We start from the raw sequence: 18,188 nt of genomic DNA, 5'->3' as shown, positions 1-18,188 counted from the left end.
AAACGAAGAAGCACGGCAGGTCAGGAAAAGATCAGCTTGCCGAATTTACCGGCGATCCTGAGCGCTGTCAGCCGGCCGCTTTGAAAGGCGCCGGTGTCGATGCCGAGCCTTCGCCCGTCAAGCCTGGGGATATCGACCGGCGTGTGCCCATGCACCACAAAGCGGTCGAGCAGATAGGCGGCGTTGAAGAACTCGTCGCGGATGTTGAGCAGGTCCTGCTCATCCTGTGCGACCAGGTCGATACCCGGCCTGATGCCGGCATGGACGAAAACGAATTTATCCGAACAGAGCAGCACCGGCAGGCTGCGCAGAAAGTCGATATGGCTGGCCGGAATGACTTCCTTCACGCGCCGGTCGACCTCGTCGCTCAAGGCATAGAGGCTGGCAAGCCGCGCCGGATCGACCCCATAGGAAAACAGCGTCTCGAGGCCGCCGACCGCCAGCCAGCGGTCCCGCGACAGATAGCCGTCGAGATAGTTCAGCATGGCCACTTCGTGGTTTCCCGCCAGGCAGACGCGCAGGAACTCTGTTGGCGGCAGCGCCAAGAGGTGGTCGAGCACGCGCGACGATTGCGGCCCGCGATCGATATAGTCGCCGAGCATGACGATAATCTTGCGGCCGCGAAATTGCAGCGCGTCGAGCTGGATCTTCTGCTCCAGCGACAGCAATTCCTTGTAGCAGCCATGCACGTCGCCGATCGCGTAGACGACGGTGTCGTCCATATCCATTTCCAGGCGCTCGCGCGGCGCCGGCCGGGGAGGTCTGGACCGCTGAAACAACGCCACTGGGGCCGTCAGACCCCGATGCCGCGGGCTTTGAGCGCCGCGGTGATCTCGTCAAGAATGGCGGGATCGTCGATTGTCGCCGGCATCGTCCATTCTTCCTTGTCGGCAATCTTCTGCATGGTGCCGCGCAGGATCTTGCCGGAGCGCGTCTTCGGCAGGCGCTTGATCGTCACCACCGTCTTGAAGGCGGCGACCGGGCCGATCCGTTCGCGCACCAGCCCCACCACTTCGCGTTCGATGGCAGCGGTATCGCGCGACACACCGGCATTGAGCACGACGAAGCCGAGCGGGACCTGGCCCTTCATAGCGTCAGCGACGCCGATGACGGCGCATTCGGCAACATCGGAATGCGCTGAAAGCACCTCCTCCATGGCCCCGGTCGACAGCCGGTGTCCGGCGACATTGATGATGTCGTCTGTGCGCGCCATGACATAGAGGTAGCCGTCTTCGTCGATCATGCCGGCATCGGCCGTCTTGTAGAAGCCGGGAAACTCCTCGAGATAGGCCTGCCGGAAACGCTCGTCGGCATTCCACAGCGTCGGCAGGCAGCCGGCCGGCAGCGGCAGTTTCACCACCACATTGCCAAGCGTGCCGCGCGGCACTTCATGGCCGGCATCGTCGAGCACGCGAATGTCGTAGCCCGGCATCGGCACGCCGGGCGAGCCGTATTTCACCGGCAGCAGGCCGAGGCCTGCCGGGTTGATGGTCATCGGCGAGCCGGTCTCGGTCTGCCACCAATGATCGACCACCGGCACGTTGAGTTTCTGCTCCGCCCATTTGATGGTTTCCGGGTCTGCGCGTTCGCCGGCCAGGAACAGAGTGCGGAATTTCGACAGATCGTATTTCGGCACGAATTCGCCCTTGGGGTCCTGCCCCTTGATGGCGCGAAAGGCTGTCGGCGCGGTGAACAGCGCGACAACGCCGTGTTCGGCGATCACCCGCCAATAGGTGCCGGCGTCGGGTGTGCCGATCGGCTTGCCCTCGAACAGCACGCTTGTCGCACCATGCAGCAGCGGTCCGTAAACGATGTAGGAATGGCCGACCACCCAGCCGACATCGGAGGCCGCCCAGAATACTTCGCCCGGTCTGACGCCGAACTCGTTTTCCATCGTCCATTTGAGCGCGACCATGTGGCCGCCATTGTCGCGCACGATGCCCTTCGGCTGGCCGGTCGTGCCGGAGGTATAGATGATGTAGAGCGGGTCTGTAGCCAGTACCGGAACGCAATCGACGTTGGCGCCCGCCGCCCGCTCGCGGGCAACGGCGTCGGCAAAATCGATATCGTAATGCTCCCTCAGATCGCAGCGCAGCTGGTCGCGCTGCAGGATCAGGCAGGCGTCCGGCTTGTGGCGGGACATTTCGATCGCCTTGTCGAGCAGCGGCTTGTAGGCCACGACACGTCCAGGCTCCAGGCCGCAGGACGCGGAGATGACCAGCTTCGGCTTAGCGTCGTCGATGCGGGTGGCGAGCTCGTGCGAGGCAAAGCCGCCGAACACCACCGAATGCACCGCGCCGATGCGGGCACAGGCAAGCATCGCGATCGTCGCTTCGGCCACCATCGGCATGTAGATGATGACGCGGTCGCCTTTGCGAATGCCGCGGTTCTTGAGCACCGAAGTCAGCGCTACCACTTCGCGCTTCAATTCGGCATAGGTGAATTTCTTGACCGTGCCGGTGATCGCGCTGTCGTAGATAAGTGCGATCTGGTCGGCGCGGCCGCCTGCGACATGGCGATCGAGAGCGTTGAAGCAGGTGTTGCAGGTGGCGCCGTTGAACCAGCGCCCGTAAACGCCCGCCTTGGCATCGAAGACGCTGGTCCACGGCGAATACCAGTCGATCGCCTCGGCGGCAGCGGCCCAGAATTGTTCCGGGTCGCGTTTCCAGCCGTCATAGACCTCGTGGTAGCGTGACGCCATTCATCCCTCCTCGGGAAAACTCTCTATGTTGCAATAGCCTATGCGGGTTTTCCCGGCCACGTCTTTCCCCAAATGCCATGTCTTTCCCGAAATTTGGGGCTTGGCCGATCTCGCCTTGGCCATAAATTGCAGGCACCATGGCCGGGTTTGAAATCGGGGCAGGGCGCGCAATGACGGTACGATACGGGGTTGGATCTGCCGTTGGAGCAGCGCTGCTGTTGACGATCGTTTCCGCCGCCCAGGCCGGCGATGCCGCCGCGCGGCGCATCATCGGCTTTTCCCCCGACGGCAAATATTTCGCCTTCGAGCAATATGGCGAGGTCGACGCTGCCCTTTCCGGCTGGTCGCAGATCGACATCATCGACACAAGCACAGACGAGTTCGTCGGCGGCAAGCCGATCCTTGTCCTCGATGAATCGGAAGAGGCGACCACGACGGTGGAGCAGGCACGGGCGCAGGCCGCAAAGCAGGCCGCGCCAATCCTGGCCAAATACGGCATCGCCGAGCGCGGCACGCGCACGGCCTCCGACAGGTTCACCTTCCCGGACGACACGGTCGAGTACAACGACATCCCCCGCCTCGAGCAGGCCGCGCAGAAATGGCTGTCGCCGTTCTATGGCGAAACACAGATTTCGACCATCCAGCTCGATGAGATTTTGGCCGACAGCAAGGAGGATTGCTCGGCAAGCTTTGATGACGCCAAGGAAGGCGACCAGCCTCTTCAGGGGCACAAGACACTTCAAGGCGACAAGACACTTCAAGGGGACAAGACGGGCAAGGCGCGCGGCTTCCGCCTGTCGCTGCAGGGGCAGGACGGCAAGCCGTTCAAGGTGCTGCACGAGGACAAGGCCGTGCCGGGCTCGCGCAACTGCCCGACCTCCTACAGCCTGTCGGAATCCTACGAATACGCCCCGCCCGACAAGCCGGCGGTACTGGCCGTGCTGGTGCAGCGCTTCAGCCAGGGCTTCGAAGGACGGGACCGCCGCTTCATCGCCGTAACCGGCCAGGCACGCTAAGCCGCGGCCCCCCTTGTGGCAGGCAGAAAAAGCTCATGCGCCCGGAGAAAGCAGGGCGTTCGTGTCGGATATCAGCTCTTAAAGCGGCAAGGCCGCCAGCATCAGCCCGACGCCACCCGCAATCAATATGGCGGCTGCCAACGCTTTTCGATGACGTTCGAACGCGGTCGGCGCCCGCTCCCAATTGTAACGCATACCCAATGCTCTCCCAAAACCCCGCGACTGCATAGCTTACTTTAGGTAAGAAAAGCAAGACCTTGACCCTGCGAGATAGCCGGCTTGACGGTTTGCGGCGGTGATTACCAGCTGCAATCACCGACGATTTCTGGGGTGCTTCCCTGTTCTCAGGCTCTGAATGATGTGGAAGTTACCACAATCTGAAATTGGATGTCTCCATTAGGCTTCGGTCGCCTGTGTCGTGAGGATGGTGGCGTTGCCGGATTGCCACAGAACGGTCAGGCCGGCCTGTTCTCCCTCTCGCCCGCGCAATGGACAGACCCGCATCGCCGCGCTATCTGCTCTCCAGGAAAATGGTGGAGGGGCTCCATGGCCCAAATCGGTTCTGAAATGGTTCTGCGGCTGGCGGACGACGCCTCGGTCCAGCATGTCGGCGATGGCGCCGTCGTGCTCTTGGCGCGCAGCGGCCAGCTTTACACCTGCAACGGCACCACCGAAGCCTTTCTCGACAAGGTGGACGGCGCCCGCAGCCTTGACCAGATCGTCGTCCTGTTGTCTGACGAGTTCGAGGTCGACAAGGGCACGCTCGACCAGGACATGGCGGCGCTGGCCGCCGAACTGGTGAGCGAAGGCATTCTCGCCGACCCGGCTCCCTGATGGTGGACGGCGTTCTCCTGCGCGCTTTGTTTCGTGTCCATTTATGGGCAAGCGCGCGGCTGATGCCGACCCTGATCGGCCGCCGCAGCTTCGAATCGGTGCTGAAATGGGCGCCGCTCAGCGCACCCACCCCTTATCGCGGCCTGTCGTCAGCCTACATCGTCGCTGCCGTCAACCGGACCGTCCGGCACCCCTGGCTGATGCGCGACCGCAGATGCCTGCGCGAGGGCCTGCTCGCCCACCGCTTCCTGCGCTTTGCCGGCTTCGATCCGGATCTGCGCTTCGGCGTCGATCCGAAGTCGATGCAGGCGCCGCGTATGTCTGCCCATTGCTGGGTCTGTCTCGATGGCCGCCCGGTGGTCTCGGACAGCCTCCCCGGCATGGTGCAGATCTATCGCCATCACGCCGATGCCGGAAAGGCGCACGCTGCTTGACCGGTCCGGCGACCACCTTCTGCTATGATCTCCAGGGCCAGGTCATCAGCATATCGGCCCCGCGGGCCGATCTCTGGCCGAGCTTCGACCTCTTGCTCGGCACGTTGCGCGTGAGCGGGCCGGTCGAGCCCGATTTCCGCGTCGACATCGTCGAGACGCGGGAGTTACCGGAATCGCCTGCCGGAAAACTCGCTTTCGACGGCGAGGTGCCGGAGGACGGCCATTGCCGGCTGATCGACGGTGGCGGCACCGTTCATCTGGTCTTTCCCGGCCTGCAGACCGTCTCGATCAATGCCGATGGAGGCTGGGCCGAGATACGAGTCCATCCCGATGCCAAGGTCAAATGGACGGTGCTGATGATGGTGCTGGATGCAGCACTTGATGCCGGCGACCAGCACATGCTGCACACCGCCGGCCTGACATTGCCCGGCCGCGAGGCGCTCGTGCTGATCCATGCGCCGAGCGGCACCGGCAAGTCGACGACGTCGCTGGCGCTGGCGTCGCAAGGTTTCGGCCTGTGCTCGGATGACGCCATGATCCTCAAGGTTTTGGCCGGTGGCGGCATCACGGCCTGGGGCTTGCCGCGCAAGGTGAAGGTCCACCGCCACACCGCGGCAATGCTGCCCTTCGTGGCGCCTTGCCTTGGCGACAAATGGGACGCCAATGGCGAGCAGGCCGTCTCGCTGGAACGTCTCGCCGAGATCATCCGCATCGAGGAAACTGTCGGCAGACCGGTTGCGGCACTGTTTCATCTCGCCCGCTCGGCGGACGCGCAAACCCGGCTCGTGCCCATGACCAGGACAGACGCCATGGTGGCGCTTGCCACCGACAATGTCAGGACCGGCATGACCGGCCTTTTGCCGGCGCAGAAGCGCCGCATGGCAACCATCGCAACGCTGGTCAAAGCCGTCCCGACATTTACCCTGGAAGTCGGCGCGAACCCGGCCGAGGCGGCCCCGCTGATCCGCTCGGCGCTGGCGGCGCGGGACTAAAGCACACTTCAGGCAGAATGCGGCTTTGGCCTGGCGAGGCGCTGGATCCAGCGGAAGGCGTCGCGGCGCAGGCGCGAATGCATCTTGTCCCTGGAATTGACGCCGAGCAGCGTATCGCCGGTGATCAGCCATTTGGCCAAAAATATCGAGAGGTCGGGCTTGATGCGGTCGGCCAGTTCGATCGCGCGCGGTGCATCAAACAGCCGCCCCGTCACATTGAGAACCGTCGCCAGTTCGAGCTCGATGCCGCTGATGCGCGCCGCCTCGAAAAGCCGGTCTTCATCCGCGGGCGACCGCAGCGCGCGCACGCCCTGCAGCACATCGACGCAAAGCTGCAGCCGGTGGAACTTGTGCCCGCCGGCGGCGTGGACAATGGCGATGGTCAGCAGCGCGGCCGGCGTGTCGGCCTCGCTGCCGTCGATGATCTGCAATTCGCGAAAGCCCAGCGACAGCCGCCGCCGCATGCCGGAATCATGCACCAGGTTGCCGTGCAGTTCGATCAGCAGGCTGGTATTCTCCTTCTCCAGCCACTTGAACTCCTGCAGATCCTGCGACTGCGCCTCGCCGCTCCAGAGCTCGAAGCCGCATCCGGCAATCACCGTGTTGGCTTCAATGATGCTGGCCGGCTCGACCAGAATGTCGATGTCGGTGAACGGCCGGTCAGCGGCGTGGCGGTAAAGTTTGCGTGCGAAGACCGGACCCTTGACGATGCGGGCCGGAACATTTTTCGCCGCCAATGCCTTCATGATGCGGTCGCCATGATATTGCAGCAGCATCGATTGGCCGGTCGCCAGCGTCGAGCGATCACGCAGTTCCGACAGCTTTTGCCGCAAGGCTGCGTCCGCAGGCAGTTGGGCGTCGCCGATCTCGCTGAGCTTGCGCAGCATGATCGGCAGCACGCCGTGGAACTCGGCATTGGCGAGCAGTGCCAGCAAGCTTTCGGCAGCAACGTCACGGCCAATGGCAACCGTCGCCTCCGGGTCGGCGAAGGTCAGCAGCAGTTTTTCATCGGCAGGCGCAAGAGATGGCAGCATCAAACCCGGATTGCGTTCGCCCACATCAGCAATTCCCGTCCGGAATTGCGTCAAACAACCAACTCAGAGGAGCGTATGTTGCAGAAAAGCATGCATGAAGCCAGCGTGTGGTGGCAGAACCAGCTCATGAATTGACTTTCCACGGTTTCGGTCCATTCTTTTGCACTGGACTGAAAAGGGTGTTTGGAATGGCCAAGAAAAAGTATGAAGCGCCCGTGCTGCGCAAGGCAGGAAAGTTGTCCAGCGTGGTGGCCGGGCCGTCGCTGCCGATACCGCGATAAGACTTCTACGGCTTCGGTTTGGATGAAGCCGGAGCGGTCGGCCGCAAGGCAAGCCGCGCTGCAGGCGGGCAATCTGTCGGCGTGACTGCGGGTAACGGTCCGTCCGGTCCCGCAGGCTAAGGCAAGTTCATAAGCCGCCTGTTCGGGATATGGGCAAGGCCCCTCCGTTACAGTCCCCAGCGCAGCGCGGCTGTTTGCACCGGCGCGTCCCACATTGACGTTGCCTCGTCATCCAGCATGGTCAGCGTGATCGAGCAGCCGGCCATGTCGAGCGATGTCACGTAGGACCCGACCAGCGAGCGGGTCACCGTCACGCCCTGTTTTTCGAAGATGTTTCGGGCGCTGTTGTACATCAGATAGAGCTCCATCAGCGGCGTGCCGCCAAAGCCGTTGATGAACAACAGTGCCGGGCCTTTCGCCCTGTCGCCGAGATCGCCCAGGATCGCGGCGCAAATCTCTTCGGCGATCGCATCGGCGCTTTTCAACGTGTCGCGACGCCGGCCGGGCTCGCCATGAATGCCGACGCCGAATTCCATCTCGCCATCACCAATCTCGAAGGTCGGCCTGCCGGCCGCCGGCACCGTGCAACTGGTCAGCGCCACGCCCATCGAACGCGTCGCGCTGTTGATGCGACCGCCGAGCGCCTTGAGATCCGCCAGCGCCATGCCTTGCTCGGCGGCGGTGCCGACGATCTTCTCCACCACCAGCGTGCCGGCGACGCCGCGCCGGCCGGTCGTAAAGGACGAATTCTCGACGGCGACGTCATCATTGATCACCACCTGCAGGACGCCGTCGGCCATTTCGCCGGCCATGTCGAAATTCATCACGTCGCCTTCATAGTTCTTGACGATGAACAGGCAGCCGGCGCCGGTATCGACGGCGGCGGCCGCCGCCAGTATCTGGTCCGGCGTTGGCGAGGTGAAGACCTGGCCGGGGCAGGCGGCGTCCAACATGCCCTGACCGACAAAGCCGGCATGCAACGGCTCGTGGCCGGAACCGCCGCCCGAGATCAGCGCCACTTTCCCCGGCTTCAGCACCTTGCGGCGAATGAATTTGTGCTCCTCGCCCAGCACCAGGATGTCGGCATGGGCTGCAACGAAGCCGTTGAGGCTTTCGGTCAGCACCGTGTCGACGGAATTCATAAACTTCTTCATGTGTCCTCCCGACACAACACGATCAGCCACCACTCCTGCCGGTGATGCTGGTGATCTTCTGGATGAATTCGTTGATCGCCCTGTCGAGCGCTGCGTTCTGCTTGTCGTCGCCGAAATCGGGCACGATCAGCGAGACATGCCGGGTCTTGCGCATGCCTGCCGCAACCGACATCTTGCCGGGATGCGCCAGATGATAGGCAGCCAGAAACTGATCGCGCTCGGCCGGACTGAAATGGCAGACCGAAAAAATAGCCGGCAGATGTTTTGATGGGATCGGGGTCGAATAGGCCGCGCTGGAAATCTGGGTGACGAAGCTGCGGTGCTTGCCAAGCGCATCGGCAAGGCGCTGGCGCATGCCCGACGGACGCTGGTCGATGACCTGCGACAGGATCGTCTTGTAGGCGCGGATCGCCTCTTCGGAGCCGGCTTCTGGTGTCTTGTCGGCCATCTCAGTCACCCTAGACCGAAACATCTGAGATGGCCGCCTTGGCCATGGCGAGTTGGGCGGGAGCCACCGAGAGATCCCGCAGGCCGGCCTCGAGCAGTGCCGGGATCGATGCCGGATCGCCGCCGGCATCGCCGCACAGGCTGACTGGGATTTTCGCGCGCAGGCCGAACGCGGTCACCCCCGCGATCAACCGCAGCACGGCAGGATGACGCACCGAATTGAGGTGTGCCACGGCAGCGTTGTCGCGGGCGGCGGCCATAACATATTGGGTCAGATCGTTCGAACCGATCGAGAAGAAGGCGACATCGGCGAACGCTTCCGGCGCGATCGCCACCGACGGCACCTCGACCATGATCCCGAGCGGCGGCATTTTGTACGCTACGCCGCGCGCGGCAAGCCCGGCCTGCTCCTCCACGAACAGAGCGGCGGCGCGTTGGTACTCCTCCGCGACGGCGATCATCGGAAACATCACCTTCAGATTGCCGTGCACCGCCGCGCGCAGCAGCGCCCTGATCTGTACGCGAAACACCTCCGGCCTTGCCAGCGACAGCCTGATGCCGCGCAGGCCGAGGAACGGGTTGCTCTCCTCGACGGTGAAGCCCGGCACCGGCTTGTCGCCGCCGGCATCGACGGTGCGGATGGTCACCGGCTTGTCGCCTGCCCATTCCAGCACCTTGCGATAGGCCTGGTATTGCGTCTCCTCGTCCGGCGGCGCCTTGCCGAACAGGAATTCGGTGCGCATCAGCCCGACGCCATCACAGGTCGAGATGTCGATGCCATCGACCTCGGACGGATCGGCGATGTTGACCTGCACGCGCACCGTCGTGCCGGCCCGGGTTACCGCCGGTTTCGCGAGATAGGCTCCGGCCTTGTCTAGATGTGCCACAAACGAGGACGAGGACCGGTGGAACGCTTCGATCTCGGTCGTCGTCGGCGAAACCACGATACCGCCATGCTCCGCATCGAGCAGAGCCAGACCGACGGGATTAGCCGGCGAAGCGCCAAGCCCCACCACCATCGGCACACCGCGCGAGCGCGCCAGCATGGCGACGTGGCTGGCGGCGCTGCCGGCCCTCAGCGCGATGCCGCCGCCGGTGCTCCAGTCGGTCTCGAGAAAGCGCGTCGGCGCGATGTCCTCGCCATAGAGAATGGCGCCCGCTGGTGGAGCCCTCTCCTGCTCCTCGGTAAGGGCGCGCAGCACGCGGTCGCGGATATCGCTGATATCGGCGGCGCGAGCCCGGAAATAGTCCTGGTCTGACGTTTCGTAGCCGGAGATCTCGGCGTCCAGCGCCTGTCGCCAGGCCATGTCAGCCGGCATGCCGGACGCGATCGCGGCAAAAGCCGGGCCGGTCAGTGCCTCGTCCCCAAGCATGGCGAGCTGGAATTCGAGAATTCCGGCGGCCTCGTCATCGGCGGTTTCGATCAGGGTCGCGAGCCGGTCCGTCGCGCTGGCGATAGCTGCTTCCAATGCGGCCTTCTCGTCCGCGGCGCTCGCCTTGCCCGTGTAGTGCGCGGTGCCGTTGTCGAGGTTGAACAACGGCCCCTCGGCATAGCCGGCCGACGCCGAAATGCCTTGCAGCCTAAGCGGTTCGGGCATGGCCCGCATCCTCGTCGAAACCGCGTCGCACCAGCTCGGCCAGCGCTCTCACGGCATCATCGGCGCCGTCGCCTGTGGCCCGGATGTGCAGCATGGTGCCTTTCGGCGCCCTGGCCGCCATCACCTTGACGATGCTCTTGGCGTCGAACCATGGGCCGTTGGCGGCAAGCGCAATCTCCACCTCGGCGGCAAAGCTCTTGGCAAGCTTGGTGAACTTCACCGAAGGGCGCGCGTGCAGACCTACCTCGTGGGTGATCAGGACGGCGGCCTCGGCAAATGCGGACATGCGCTCAAAATTCCCGTTCGCTCACGACGGCGACAATTCATGCGCCGTCGCCACCACTTCCTTCAGTGAGGCCCCGCCGGACGCCTCCGTCGCAGCCATCACCGCGCCTTCGACGATCGGCGCGTTGCAGACGATGATCTTCTGCGCCCGCGGCTCGCCGATCATTTCCACCGCCATTTCCGAATTGGTCTCGGCGCCGCCGAGATCGACCAGTATGGCGACGCCCGCCTCCGACCACGCCTTGTCGATGGCGCCCATGATCGCTTCGACGCTGGTGCCGAGCCCGCCATGGCCGTTTCCGCCGCACCATGCAAGCGGCACTTCGTCGCCCACCATCTGCCGCACCATGTCGGCCGTGCCTTCGGCAACCAGCGGGGAATGCGAGACGATGACGATGCCGACATTGCTCATGCTTGGCCCTCGACGGTTTCGGCGACGGTCCGCACCAGCAGCGCCACAGAGCGTCCGCCGGCATCCATATGACCGATTGAGCGGTCGCCGAGGAATGAGGCGCGACCGCGTGTTGCCTTCATCGGCACGGTCGCCTCGGCAGCCATGTCGGCGATATCTGCAATTTCCATGGCCGTCTTTCCTTCGACCAACGCGTCCTGCACAGGTTGCAGCACATCGAGCATGGTCTTTTGACCGACCTGGGATTTGCCTCTGGCGGCCACAGCTTCGATTGCCTTGCCGAAAGCAGCCGCCAGATTGGCACGATCCGGCTCTCCCGAAATCTCCTTGCCCAGCGCCAGGAACAATGTACCGAAGAGCGGCCCGGATGCACCGCCAACCGTCATCACCAGCTTGGTGCCGATCGCCTTCAGCGCCTCGGGCAGCGGCTTGGCCGAAAACGCCTCGGCATCGGCACGCAAGGCCTCAAACCCGCGCTTCATGTTCAGCCCATGGTCACCGTCGCCGATCGCCTGGTCGAGCGCGGTCAACTCTTCCGAGTGAGCGGCGATCGTGTCCGCGGCGGCGGTGATCAGCCTGGCAAGGTCGAACGCTGCCATGTCCAGATTCCCGGTTTCGATCCTGCCGGCAGTATCGCAAGAGTTTTCATTCGACAATCTAAGCATGCCGTCAGGCCGTTGCATGCAGCGCGGCGGCCGCGAACACTTCGGCCACGGCATGGGCGCCAGGGTCGACTACGCCCTGCAATTTGGTGCCGACATAGGCGGAGCGCCCGGCCTTCGCCTTCTCCATGGCCGCGGTCGCCTCGGCGCCGTGCCGTGCCGCTGTAGCCGCGGCATCCAGCCCCTTGGCATCGAGCGCCTTCAGCCCCGGCTCCAAGGCATCGACCATGGTGCGGTCGCCGACCCTGGCGCCGCCATAGAAGGTCATCCGGTCAAGCCCGGCAAGCAGCGCCTTGGACAGGGTTGCTCCGCCGTTCGAAGCCTGAGCCGCCGCCGTGAAGAAGATCGACAGCAAGACGCCTGAGGAGCCGCCCATTGCGACGCCCAGACTATCGCCTATAGCCGCAAGCGTGGCGGCAGGGTCGGCCAGCGGCAGCGCATCGAGCCGTTCCAGCACGCTGCGCGCGCCGGTCGCAACCGTCGAACCGGTATCGCCATCGCCCGCCTTGGCGTCGAGCCCGTTCAGTGTCTCTTCGAGCGCGATCAGCCGTTCGCAGACCGTGATGATCAAACGCCTGGTGCCGGAATCCTGGCTGGCCCTTTGGGCTGCGCTGTTTCCAGCCGCTTTCGCCATAGGCACGATAGCCGGCGCGACGACGGTTTTGGCCGGCATCCAGGCATGTGGGCCGACAGGCGCCAGCAAGGCTGCCTCGCGCGCCGCATCGAGCTTGATCAGCGACAGCGAAAAACCGTTCATGTTGAGCGCCGTCATCAGCGGTCCTGGGCCGATCGCAAGCTTCACGGTCTTGGCCAGCGGCGAGGCCAGCACGGCATTGGCGACCAGCGACATTTCGAGCGGCGGCACCGAGCCGAGATTGTTGATGAGCAACGCGTGGCTGGCGTTCGGGTCGAGCCGCACCGCCAGCCGCTCCGCCATGATCGCCACAAGTCTGTCGGCGCTCTGCACGGCGATGCGCTCGACGCCCGGCTCGCCATGGATGCCGAGGCCGAGTTCGCCGTCATTTTCGCCGCACCGCTCTTCATGTGGCTGGCCGGGGATCGAGCAGGACGACAGCGACATGCCGAGCGAGATGATGTCCTTCGCCGCCACGCGAGCGGCTGTAGCAACGGCTGCCAGGTCCTGACCGGTCTCCGACAAATGGCCGGCGATCTTATGTACGAACAAGGTGCCGGCGACGCCGCGCGGCTGGTTGATATCCGGCAGGGCGATGTCGTCGGCGACGATCGCCATCTCGACGCGAAACCCTTCGGCGCGCGCTTTCTCGGCCGCCAGGCCGAAATTGAGCCGGTCGCCGGTGTAGTTCTTGACGATCAGCAGGCAGCCGGCCGGGCCGGTCACCGCGCGGATGGCGGCCAGCACCGCCTCGACGCTGGGCGAGGCGAAGATCTTGCCCGAAACCGCCGCCGTCAGCATGCCCTTGCCGACAAAGCCGGCATGGGACGGTTCGTGTCCGGCGCCGCCACCGGAGACGACGGCAACTTTCGCCTTGTCCCAGTCGGCGCGCAGCACGACCTTGATCTCGGGATAACCGTCGAGGCGCGCGAGATCGCCGGAACCGATGGTCCGCAACAGGCCATCCAGCGCCTCGGTGACGATCGTTTCTCTGCGGTTGAAAAAGTGCTTCATCGAGTTCGTCCCGTATTCGCAATCGTCAGTCAGAAGCCGGCGTCTAGACCGCCGAAATCTTCACATCAGCCTTTGTCCGTCGGCGCCGAAATACAGCGGCGAGCGGTAGCGGATCACCACTTTGTCGCCCTCGGCCAGATCCGTATCGGGGTCGGTGAGCGTCACCAGTTTCTTCGGGCCGACCGTAACATGCAGATGGTTCTGGTCCCCGAGATGTTCGACCCAGTCGACGACGCCGTCGGCATGGCCGTTTGCGGTCTTCTCGATCGACAGATGCTCGGTGCGCGCGCCGATGGTCTTGGTTCCGGTCGGCGCCCCACCATCAGGCAGCAGTCCCGCTGGCAGCAGATTGATCGCCGGCTGGCCGAGCCGTGCGGCGACATGAAGGTTTGCCGGCTCGGAATAGATGGTGCGCGGCGTGCCGATCTGCACCAGCACGCCATTGTTGAGGATGCCGATGCGGTCCGCCATGGTCATCGCCTCGATCTGGTCGTGCGTGACATAGAGCATGGTGGCGCCGAGCTCGGCTTGGATGCGCTTGAGTTCGAGCCTGAGATCGGCGCGCAATTTGGCGTCGAGCGACGACAGCGGCTCGTCCATCAAATAGATCGACGGCTTGCGCACCAGCGCGCGCCCAATGGCGACGCGCTGCATTTCGCCACCCGAAAGCTTGGTCGAGCGGTTGTTCAGCTTGTGGTGGATGCGCACCATCTTCGCCACCTCTTCGACGCGGCGGCGAATCTGGTCCTCCGGTACTTTCCGCGCTGGCGAACGCAGCGGGAAGGCGAGGTTGTCGTAGACCGACAGATGCGGGTAGAGCGAATATTGCTGGAACACGAAGGCGGTGTCGCGCTCGGCCGGCGACAGCGTCGTCGCATCGTGGCCGCCAATATGGATCGTGCCGCCATCCGGCCGCTCCAGTCCGGCGATCAATCTCAGCGTCGTCGTCTTGCCGGCGCCGGTCGGGCCGAGCAGCACGACGAATTCGCCATCGGCGATGTTAAGGTCGAGGCCATCGACGGCGACATGGTCGCCGAAGCTTTTGGTCACGCCCTTGATGTGCACGTCAGCCATGCTGCGCTCTCCCTTGAGAGGCGGTATCGTGGATCGCGGTGCGCACCGCCCGACCCGAGCCCTTGTCGAACAGCGACAGCCGCACGCTGTTCAACGTCAGCCCGACATGATCGCCGGCAGCGAGCCGGATTTCGGCCGGCACCCGCGCCTTGATGATGCCGTCCGCCGTCTCCACCGCCACGATCTGCGTCGTGCCGAGATATTCGGTGCCGTAGATGGTGCCGCGCAGTTTCGACGCATCGTCGAAACGGATGTGCTCGGGACGGATGCCGAGCGCCATGTCGGCGGGCGCAATTTCCTCGCGCACTTCCGGCACCGCCACCTTGGCGCCCTGGACGACGATTTCCTTCGCCCCCTTCGCCAGCCCGCCACCGAAGCCCAGGAAATTCATCGGCGGCGAGCCGATGAAGTCGGCGACGAACATGGTTGCCGGGCGGTCGTAGATTTCGCGCGGGCTGCCGAACTGTTCGATGACGCCATGGTTCATGACGGCGATCTTGTCGGCCATCGACATCGCTTCCATCTGGTCGTGCGTGACATAGACGGTGGTGGCGTGGATGCGGTTGTGCAGCTCGCGCAGCTCATGCACCATCAGATCGCGGAATTCGGTGTCGAGCGTGCCGAGCGGCTCGTCCATCAGGAAGCATTTTGGCCGTCGCACGATGGCGCGACCGAGCGCCACGCGCTGGCGGTCACCGCCGGCAAGGCCCGAGACCGATTTGTTGAGCAGATGGTCGATGCGCAGCAGCTTCGCCGTTTCCTCGACACGGCTTCGAATCTCGGCCGACGGCATGCCTTGCGCGAGAAGCGGGAAGCCGATGTTCTTGCGCACATTCATATGCGGATAGAGCGCGAAAAGCTGGAAGACGAAGGCGATGTCGCGTTCGCGCGCCCGGCGCATGGTGACATCCTCGCCGCCGAGCAGGATCTGGCCGCCCGTCGGCAGTTCCAGCCCGGCGATCATGCGCAGCGTCGTCGTCTTGCCGCAGCCCGACGGGCCAAGCATGACGAAGAACTCGCCATCCTCGACGATGAAGCTGGAATCCTGCACGGCGACGAAATCGCCGAAGGCCTTTCTCAAATGTTGGACGCGGATTTCGGCCATGATTATTCCGGGAATTTCGAGACGATGATGAACATCACTGTGCCGGCGAGCATAGTGATGAAGGAGTAGGTGTAGAGCGCGAGCGCGAAAGGCTGGAACAGCATCAGGAAGCCGACGGCGATGAGCGCCGTCGCAATGTTTTCCATCAGGCCGCGCCGGGCCCAGCGAGGCCAGGATGACTTTTTGGAGATGGCTGGGCGCGTCATGCGTAGCTGCCTTCCTTCTGCCCGGCAACGGGGCGAGACGGTTGCCAGGTGGTTCCCCCACTCCGTCGCTGCTTCGCAGCGTCACCTCTCCCCCCTCCGGAGGGAGAGGAAGGCAGCCTGCCTGAATGAAGTTCGCGTCCTTCCTCTACCCCGTCGATCGGGGGAGAGGTGTCGAGCGAAGCTCGACGGAGTGGGGGTCGACTTGACACACCAATCATTTGCGTACCGCGCCGAAGGTGATGCCGCGCAGCAATTGTTTGCGAAGCAGGATGGTGAAGACCAGGATCGGCACCAGGAAGATCGTCGTGCCGGCCGCCACCGCCGGCCAGTCCTGGCCGCCTTCGCCGATGATAGTCGGGATGAAGGGCGGTGCGGTTTGCGCCGTGCCGGAGGTGAGCAGTGCCGCGAAGGCATATTCGTTCCAGGCGAAGATCAGGCAGAAGATGGCGGTCGCGGCGATGCCGGTGGTGGCTTGCGGCAGCACGGTGCGCCAGAAGGCCTGCAGCCTGGTGTAGCCGTCGATCATCGCCGCTTCCTCATACTCGCGCGGGATCTCGTCGATGAAGCCTTTCAGCAGCCACACCGCCAGCGACACGTTTACCGCCGTGTAGAGCAGGATCATGCCCAGCGCGGTGTCGGACAGGCCGAGCTCGCGGTACATCAGGTAGATGGGAATCGCGACCGCGATCGGCGGCATGAAGCGCGTCGACAGGATGAAGAACAGAAGGTCATCGGCCAGCGGCACCTTGAAGCGCGAGAAACCATAGGCAGACAGCGTGCCGAGGAAGACCGCGCAGAAGGTCGAGCCGAAGGCGATTATCAGCGAATTGACGAAGCGCGGCAGGAAATTGGACGGGCCGGCAATCACCATGTTGCGCTTGCGCGAGGTCTCGTCGCAGAAACCGGTCGCGGGTCCGAGCGAGTTGATGTACTCGGGCGTTTGCCTGGTGCGCGTCGTGAACAGGTTGCAATAGCCCTCGATGCTCGGCTGGAACAGAATCTTGGGCGGATAGGCGATCGAATCCGGCGGCGTCTTGAAGCTGGTGGCGAAGATCCACAGCAGCGGCACGATCGAGATCAGCGCGTAGAGCACGATGATCGTGCCGGCGATCCGCTTCGAATTGGCCGAGGGGGCGACGACGGAGTGGGCGGTGGTCAGGCTCATCTCTGCTTCACCTTGTTCAGCGCCTTGACGTAGATGTTGGCCAGCCCAAACACCGCGACGAACAGGATGATGGCGAAGGCCGAGGAATATCCGGTGCGCCAGCTCTCGAAGGCCTGCCGCTTCAGCGTGATCGAGGCGACCTCGGTGGTCGAGCCCGGCCCGCCACCGGTCAGCAGGTTGACCATGTCGAACATCTTGAAGTTCTCGATGCCGCGAAACAGCACCGCCAGCATGATGAAGGGCAGCGCCATGGGCAGCGTGATCGACCAGAACTGCCGCCAGTTGGACGCGCGGTCGACCTCGGCGGCTTCATAGATGTATTCGGGGATGGAGCGCAGGCCGGCGAGACAGATCAGCATGACATAGGGCGTCCACATCCAGGTGTCGACGATGATGATCGACCACGGCGCCAGCGACACGTTGGACAGCATCTGGATGTCGGTCGGTGGTATCCGGGTGACGAACGAGATGGCGTAGGCGAACAGGCCGATCTGCGGCTCGTAGAGGAAACGCCAGAAATTGCCGACCACCGCCGGCGACAGCATCATCGGCACCAGGATGATGGTCGTCCAGAAGGCGTGGCCGCGAAACTTCCTGTCGATCAGCCATGCCAGCGTGAAACCGATCAGCGTCTGCAGCAGGATCGTCCAGAACACGAAATGCGCCGTCGTCTGCATGGCGATCCAGATGTCCTGGTCGCCGAGGATGCGCTGGTAGTTGGCGAAGCCGAGGTTTTTCACCACCTCGTTCGGGCGGTTCGCGCGGAAGTTGGTGAAGGACAGGTAGATCGCCCAGAACAGCGGGAAGATGTTGATGGCCAAGAGCAACAGGATCGTCGGCGAGATGAACAGCCAGGCGAGGCCCTTGTCGCTGATCCCCCGGACCTTGCGGGCCAACGGCTCCGGGGTCGCCCGGGCAACGTTCTCCGCAGTCCGATTGAGCATGGTGAGTCCTGCTTCGGTCACGTCAAGTCTCGACACTGGAATTTATCTGAACTGCGTCCCGTGCCAAGGGCGGCACGGGACCAAGAGCATGAAGCCGAAAAGTGTGAAGCGGTTTTCGGACGACATCATGCTCTCTCTCTCTTTTTAGCCCGAGGCGGATGATTTCTGGTCGATTCGGCCTGAAAATCATCCGCCT

General features: G+C 63.8%; 19 protein-coding genes. 4 read left to right on the top strand and 15 right to left on the bottom strand.

The genetic code is table 11. The features are described 5' to 3' along the window. Positions 1–20 precede the first annotated feature (20 nt). Complete coding sequence (locus tag ACYG9Y_RS22485; protein WP_245260382.1) at positions 21–722, bottom strand: metallophosphoesterase family protein; 702 nt, start codon at positions 720–722, stop codon at positions 21–23. Between the two features lie 71 nt (positions 723–793). Then, positions 794–2,701, bottom strand: coding sequence for a propionyl-CoA synthetase (locus ACYG9Y_RS22480; RefSeq protein WP_023684216.1), 1,908 nt, complete (start codon positions 2,699–2,701; stop codon positions 794–796). 218 nt (positions 2,702–2,919) lie between these two features. On the opposite strand from ACYG9Y_RS22480, the gene ACYG9Y_RS22475 reads away from it, so the two are divergent. From ACYG9Y_RS22475 to ACYG9Y_RS22460, 4 genes are all read left to right on the top strand, one after another. Beyond that, positions 2,920–3,717, top strand: coding sequence for a DUF2259 domain-containing protein (locus ACYG9Y_RS22475; protein ID WP_245260383.1), 798 nt, complete (start codon positions 2,920–2,922; stop codon positions 3,715–3,717). 546 nt (positions 3,718–4,263) lie between these two features. Continuing rightward, complete coding sequence (locus ACYG9Y_RS22470; RefSeq protein ID WP_023684213.1) at positions 4,264–4,551, top strand: PqqD family protein; 288 nt, start codon at positions 4,264–4,266, stop codon at positions 4,549–4,551. After that, a complete protein-coding gene (locus tag ACYG9Y_RS22465) occupies positions 4,551–4,985 on the top strand; it encodes a lasso peptide biosynthesis B2 protein (RefSeq protein ID WP_023668789.1) in 435 nt (144 codons plus the stop codon). The genes ACYG9Y_RS22470 and ACYG9Y_RS22465 overlap by 1 nt, the downstream gene beginning before the upstream one ends. Further along, positions 4,982–5,977 (top strand): phosphoenolpyruvate carboxykinase (ATP), encoded by a 996-nt coding sequence (locus ACYG9Y_RS22460; protein ID WP_023738104.1) that lies wholly within the window; start codon positions 4,982–4,984, stop codon positions 5,975–5,977. Before ACYG9Y_RS22465 ends, ACYG9Y_RS22460 begins: the two co-directional genes overlap by 4 nt. 8 nt (positions 5,978–5,985) lie before the next feature. Here ACYG9Y_RS22460 and ACYG9Y_RS22455 read toward each other — a convergent pair whose 3' ends face one another. From ACYG9Y_RS22455 to ACYG9Y_RS22395, 13 genes are all read right to left on the bottom strand, one after another. Next, positions 5,986–7,011 (bottom strand): nucleotidyltransferase family protein, encoded by a 1,026-nt coding sequence (locus ACYG9Y_RS22455; protein ID WP_023668787.1) that lies wholly within the window; start codon positions 7,009–7,011, stop codon positions 5,986–5,988. 448 nt (positions 7,012–7,459) lie between these two features. Continuing rightward, positions 7,460–8,446: a dihydroxyacetone kinase subunit DhaK gene (dhaK, locus tag ACYG9Y_RS22450; protein ID WP_023738105.1), complete on the bottom strand. Its 987-nt coding sequence runs from the start codon at positions 8,444–8,446 to the stop codon at positions 7,460–7,462. Between the two features lie 22 nt (positions 8,447–8,468). Continuing rightward, positions 8,469–8,894 (bottom strand): hypothetical protein, encoded by a 426-nt coding sequence (locus ACYG9Y_RS22445; RefSeq protein ID WP_023725853.1) that lies wholly within the window; start codon positions 8,892–8,894, stop codon positions 8,469–8,471. 10 nt (positions 8,895–8,904) lie between these two features. After that, on the bottom strand, positions 8,905–10,491 hold the full coding sequence (ptsP, locus tag ACYG9Y_RS22440) for a phosphoenolpyruvate--protein phosphotransferase (protein WP_023738106.1): 1,587 nt from the start codon (positions 10,489–10,491) through the stop codon (positions 8,905–8,907). Continuing rightward, entirely contained in the window at positions 10,475–10,777 is a 303-nt protein-coding gene (locus tag ACYG9Y_RS22435) for an HPr family phosphocarrier protein (RefSeq protein WP_023738107.1), read from the bottom strand. The genes ptsP and ACYG9Y_RS22435 overlap by 17 nt, the downstream gene beginning before the upstream one ends. Before the next feature lie 21 nt (positions 10,778–10,798). Then, positions 10,799–11,188: a dihydroxyacetone kinase phosphoryl donor subunit DhaM gene (gene dhaM, locus ACYG9Y_RS22430; RefSeq protein WP_023738108.1), complete on the bottom strand. Its 390-nt coding sequence runs from the start codon at positions 11,186–11,188 to the stop codon at positions 10,799–10,801. Then, positions 11,185–11,787, bottom strand: a complete 603-nt coding sequence (gene dhaL, locus ACYG9Y_RS22425; RefSeq protein WP_023668780.1) for a dihydroxyacetone kinase subunit DhaL — start codon at positions 11,785–11,787, stop codon at positions 11,185–11,187. The genes dhaM and dhaL overlap by 4 nt, the downstream gene beginning before the upstream one ends. Positions 11,788–11,857: 70 nt before the next feature. Next, positions 11,858–13,498 carry a dihydroxyacetone kinase subunit DhaK gene (locus tag ACYG9Y_RS22420; RefSeq protein ID WP_460223141.1) on the bottom strand — a complete coding sequence of 547 codons (1,641 nt, stop codon included), beginning with the start codon at positions 13,496–13,498 and terminating at the stop codon, positions 11,858–11,860. A 60-nt stretch (positions 13,499–13,558) separates the two neighbouring features. After that, a complete protein-coding gene (locus tag ACYG9Y_RS22415) occupies positions 13,559–14,572 on the bottom strand; it encodes an ABC transporter ATP-binding protein (protein WP_023738110.1) in 1,014 nt (337 codons plus the stop codon). Then, positions 14,565–15,677 (bottom strand): ABC transporter ATP-binding protein, encoded by a 1,113-nt coding sequence (locus ACYG9Y_RS22410; protein WP_023738111.1) that lies wholly within the window; start codon positions 15,675–15,677, stop codon positions 14,565–14,567. The genes ACYG9Y_RS22415 and ACYG9Y_RS22410 overlap by 8 nt, the downstream gene beginning before the upstream one ends. Positions 15,678–15,679: 2 nt before the next feature. Then, on the bottom strand, positions 15,680–15,883 hold the full coding sequence (locus ACYG9Y_RS22405; RefSeq protein ID WP_023694181.1) for a hypothetical protein: 204 nt from the start codon (positions 15,881–15,883) through the stop codon (positions 15,680–15,682). 214 nt (positions 15,884–16,097) lie between these two features. Then, complete coding sequence (locus tag ACYG9Y_RS22400) at positions 16,098–17,048, bottom strand: carbohydrate ABC transporter permease (RefSeq protein WP_023711245.1); 951 nt, start codon at positions 17,046–17,048, stop codon at positions 16,098–16,100. After that, positions 17,045–17,992, bottom strand: a complete 948-nt coding sequence (locus tag ACYG9Y_RS22395; protein WP_031198535.1) for a carbohydrate ABC transporter permease — start codon at positions 17,990–17,992, stop codon at positions 17,045–17,047. Before ACYG9Y_RS22395 ends, ACYG9Y_RS22400 begins: the two co-directional genes overlap by 4 nt. Positions 17,993–18,188 lie beyond the last annotated feature (196 nt).

This window comes from Mesorhizobium sp. W050 (assembly GCF_054719535.1).
This window is presented reverse-complemented; position numbering and strand designations above follow the sequence as displayed.

Excerpts from the sequence above, each read along its gene's own strand:
- ACYG9Y_RS22395 (WP_031198535.1), bottom strand. The coding sequence starts at position 17,992 with ATGCTCAATCGGACTGCGGAGAACGTTGCCCGGGCGACCCCGGAGCCG.
- ACYG9Y_RS22420 (WP_460223141.1), bottom strand. The coding sequence starts at position 13,498 with ATGAAGCACTTTTTCAACCGCAGAGAAACGATCGTCACCGAGGCGCTG.
- ACYG9Y_RS22410 (WP_023738111.1), bottom strand. The coding sequence starts at position 15,677 with ATGGCCGAAATCCGCGTCCAACATTTGAGAAAGGCCTTCGGCGATTTC.
- ACYG9Y_RS22470 (WP_023684213.1), top strand. The coding sequence starts at position 4,264 with ATGGCCCAAATCGGTTCTGAAATGGTTCTGCGGCTGGCGGACGACGCC.
- dhaK (WP_023738105.1), bottom strand. The coding sequence starts at position 8,446 with ATGAAGAAGTTTATGAATTCCGTCGACACGGTGCTGACCGAAAGCCTC.
- ACYG9Y_RS22465 (WP_023668789.1), top strand. The coding sequence starts at position 4,551 with ATGGTGGACGGCGTTCTCCTGCGCGCTTTGTTTCGTGTCCATTTATGG.
- ACYG9Y_RS22405 (WP_023694181.1), bottom strand. The coding sequence starts at position 15,883 with ATGACGCGCCCAGCCATCTCCAAAAAGTCATCCTGGCCTCGCTGGGCC.
- ACYG9Y_RS22400 (WP_023711245.1), bottom strand. The coding sequence starts at position 17,048 with ATGAGCCTGACCACCGCCCACTCCGTCGTCGCCCCCTCGGCCAATTCG.
- ACYG9Y_RS22415 (WP_023738110.1), bottom strand. The coding sequence starts at position 14,572 with ATGGCTGACGTGCACATCAAGGGCGTGACCAAAAGCTTCGGCGACCAT.
- ACYG9Y_RS22435 (WP_023738107.1), bottom strand. The coding sequence starts at position 10,777 with ATGTCCGCATTTGCCGAGGCCGCCGTCCTGATCACCCACGAGGTAGGT.
- ACYG9Y_RS22480 (WP_023684216.1), bottom strand. The coding sequence starts at position 2,701 with ATGGCGTCACGCTACCACGAGGTCTATGACGGCTGGAAACGCGACCCG.
- ACYG9Y_RS22445 (WP_023725853.1), bottom strand. The coding sequence starts at position 8,894 with ATGGCCGACAAGACACCAGAAGCCGGCTCCGAAGAGGCGATCCGCGCC.
- ACYG9Y_RS22485 (WP_245260382.1), bottom strand. The coding sequence starts at position 722 with ATGGACGACACCGTCGTCTACGCGATCGGCGACGTGCATGGCTGCTAC.
- dhaM (WP_023738108.1), bottom strand. The coding sequence starts at position 11,188 with ATGAGCAATGTCGGCATCGTCATCGTCTCGCATTCCCCGCTGGTTGCC.
- ptsP (WP_023738106.1), bottom strand. The coding sequence starts at position 10,491 with ATGCCCGAACCGCTTAGGCTGCAAGGCATTTCGGCGTCGGCCGGCTAT.
- dhaL (WP_023668780.1), bottom strand. The coding sequence starts at position 11,787 with ATGGCAGCGTTCGACCTTGCCAGGCTGATCACCGCCGCCGCGGACACG.
- ACYG9Y_RS22455 (WP_023668787.1), bottom strand. The coding sequence starts at position 7,011 with ATGCTGCCATCTCTTGCGCCTGCCGATGAAAAACTGCTGCTGACCTTC.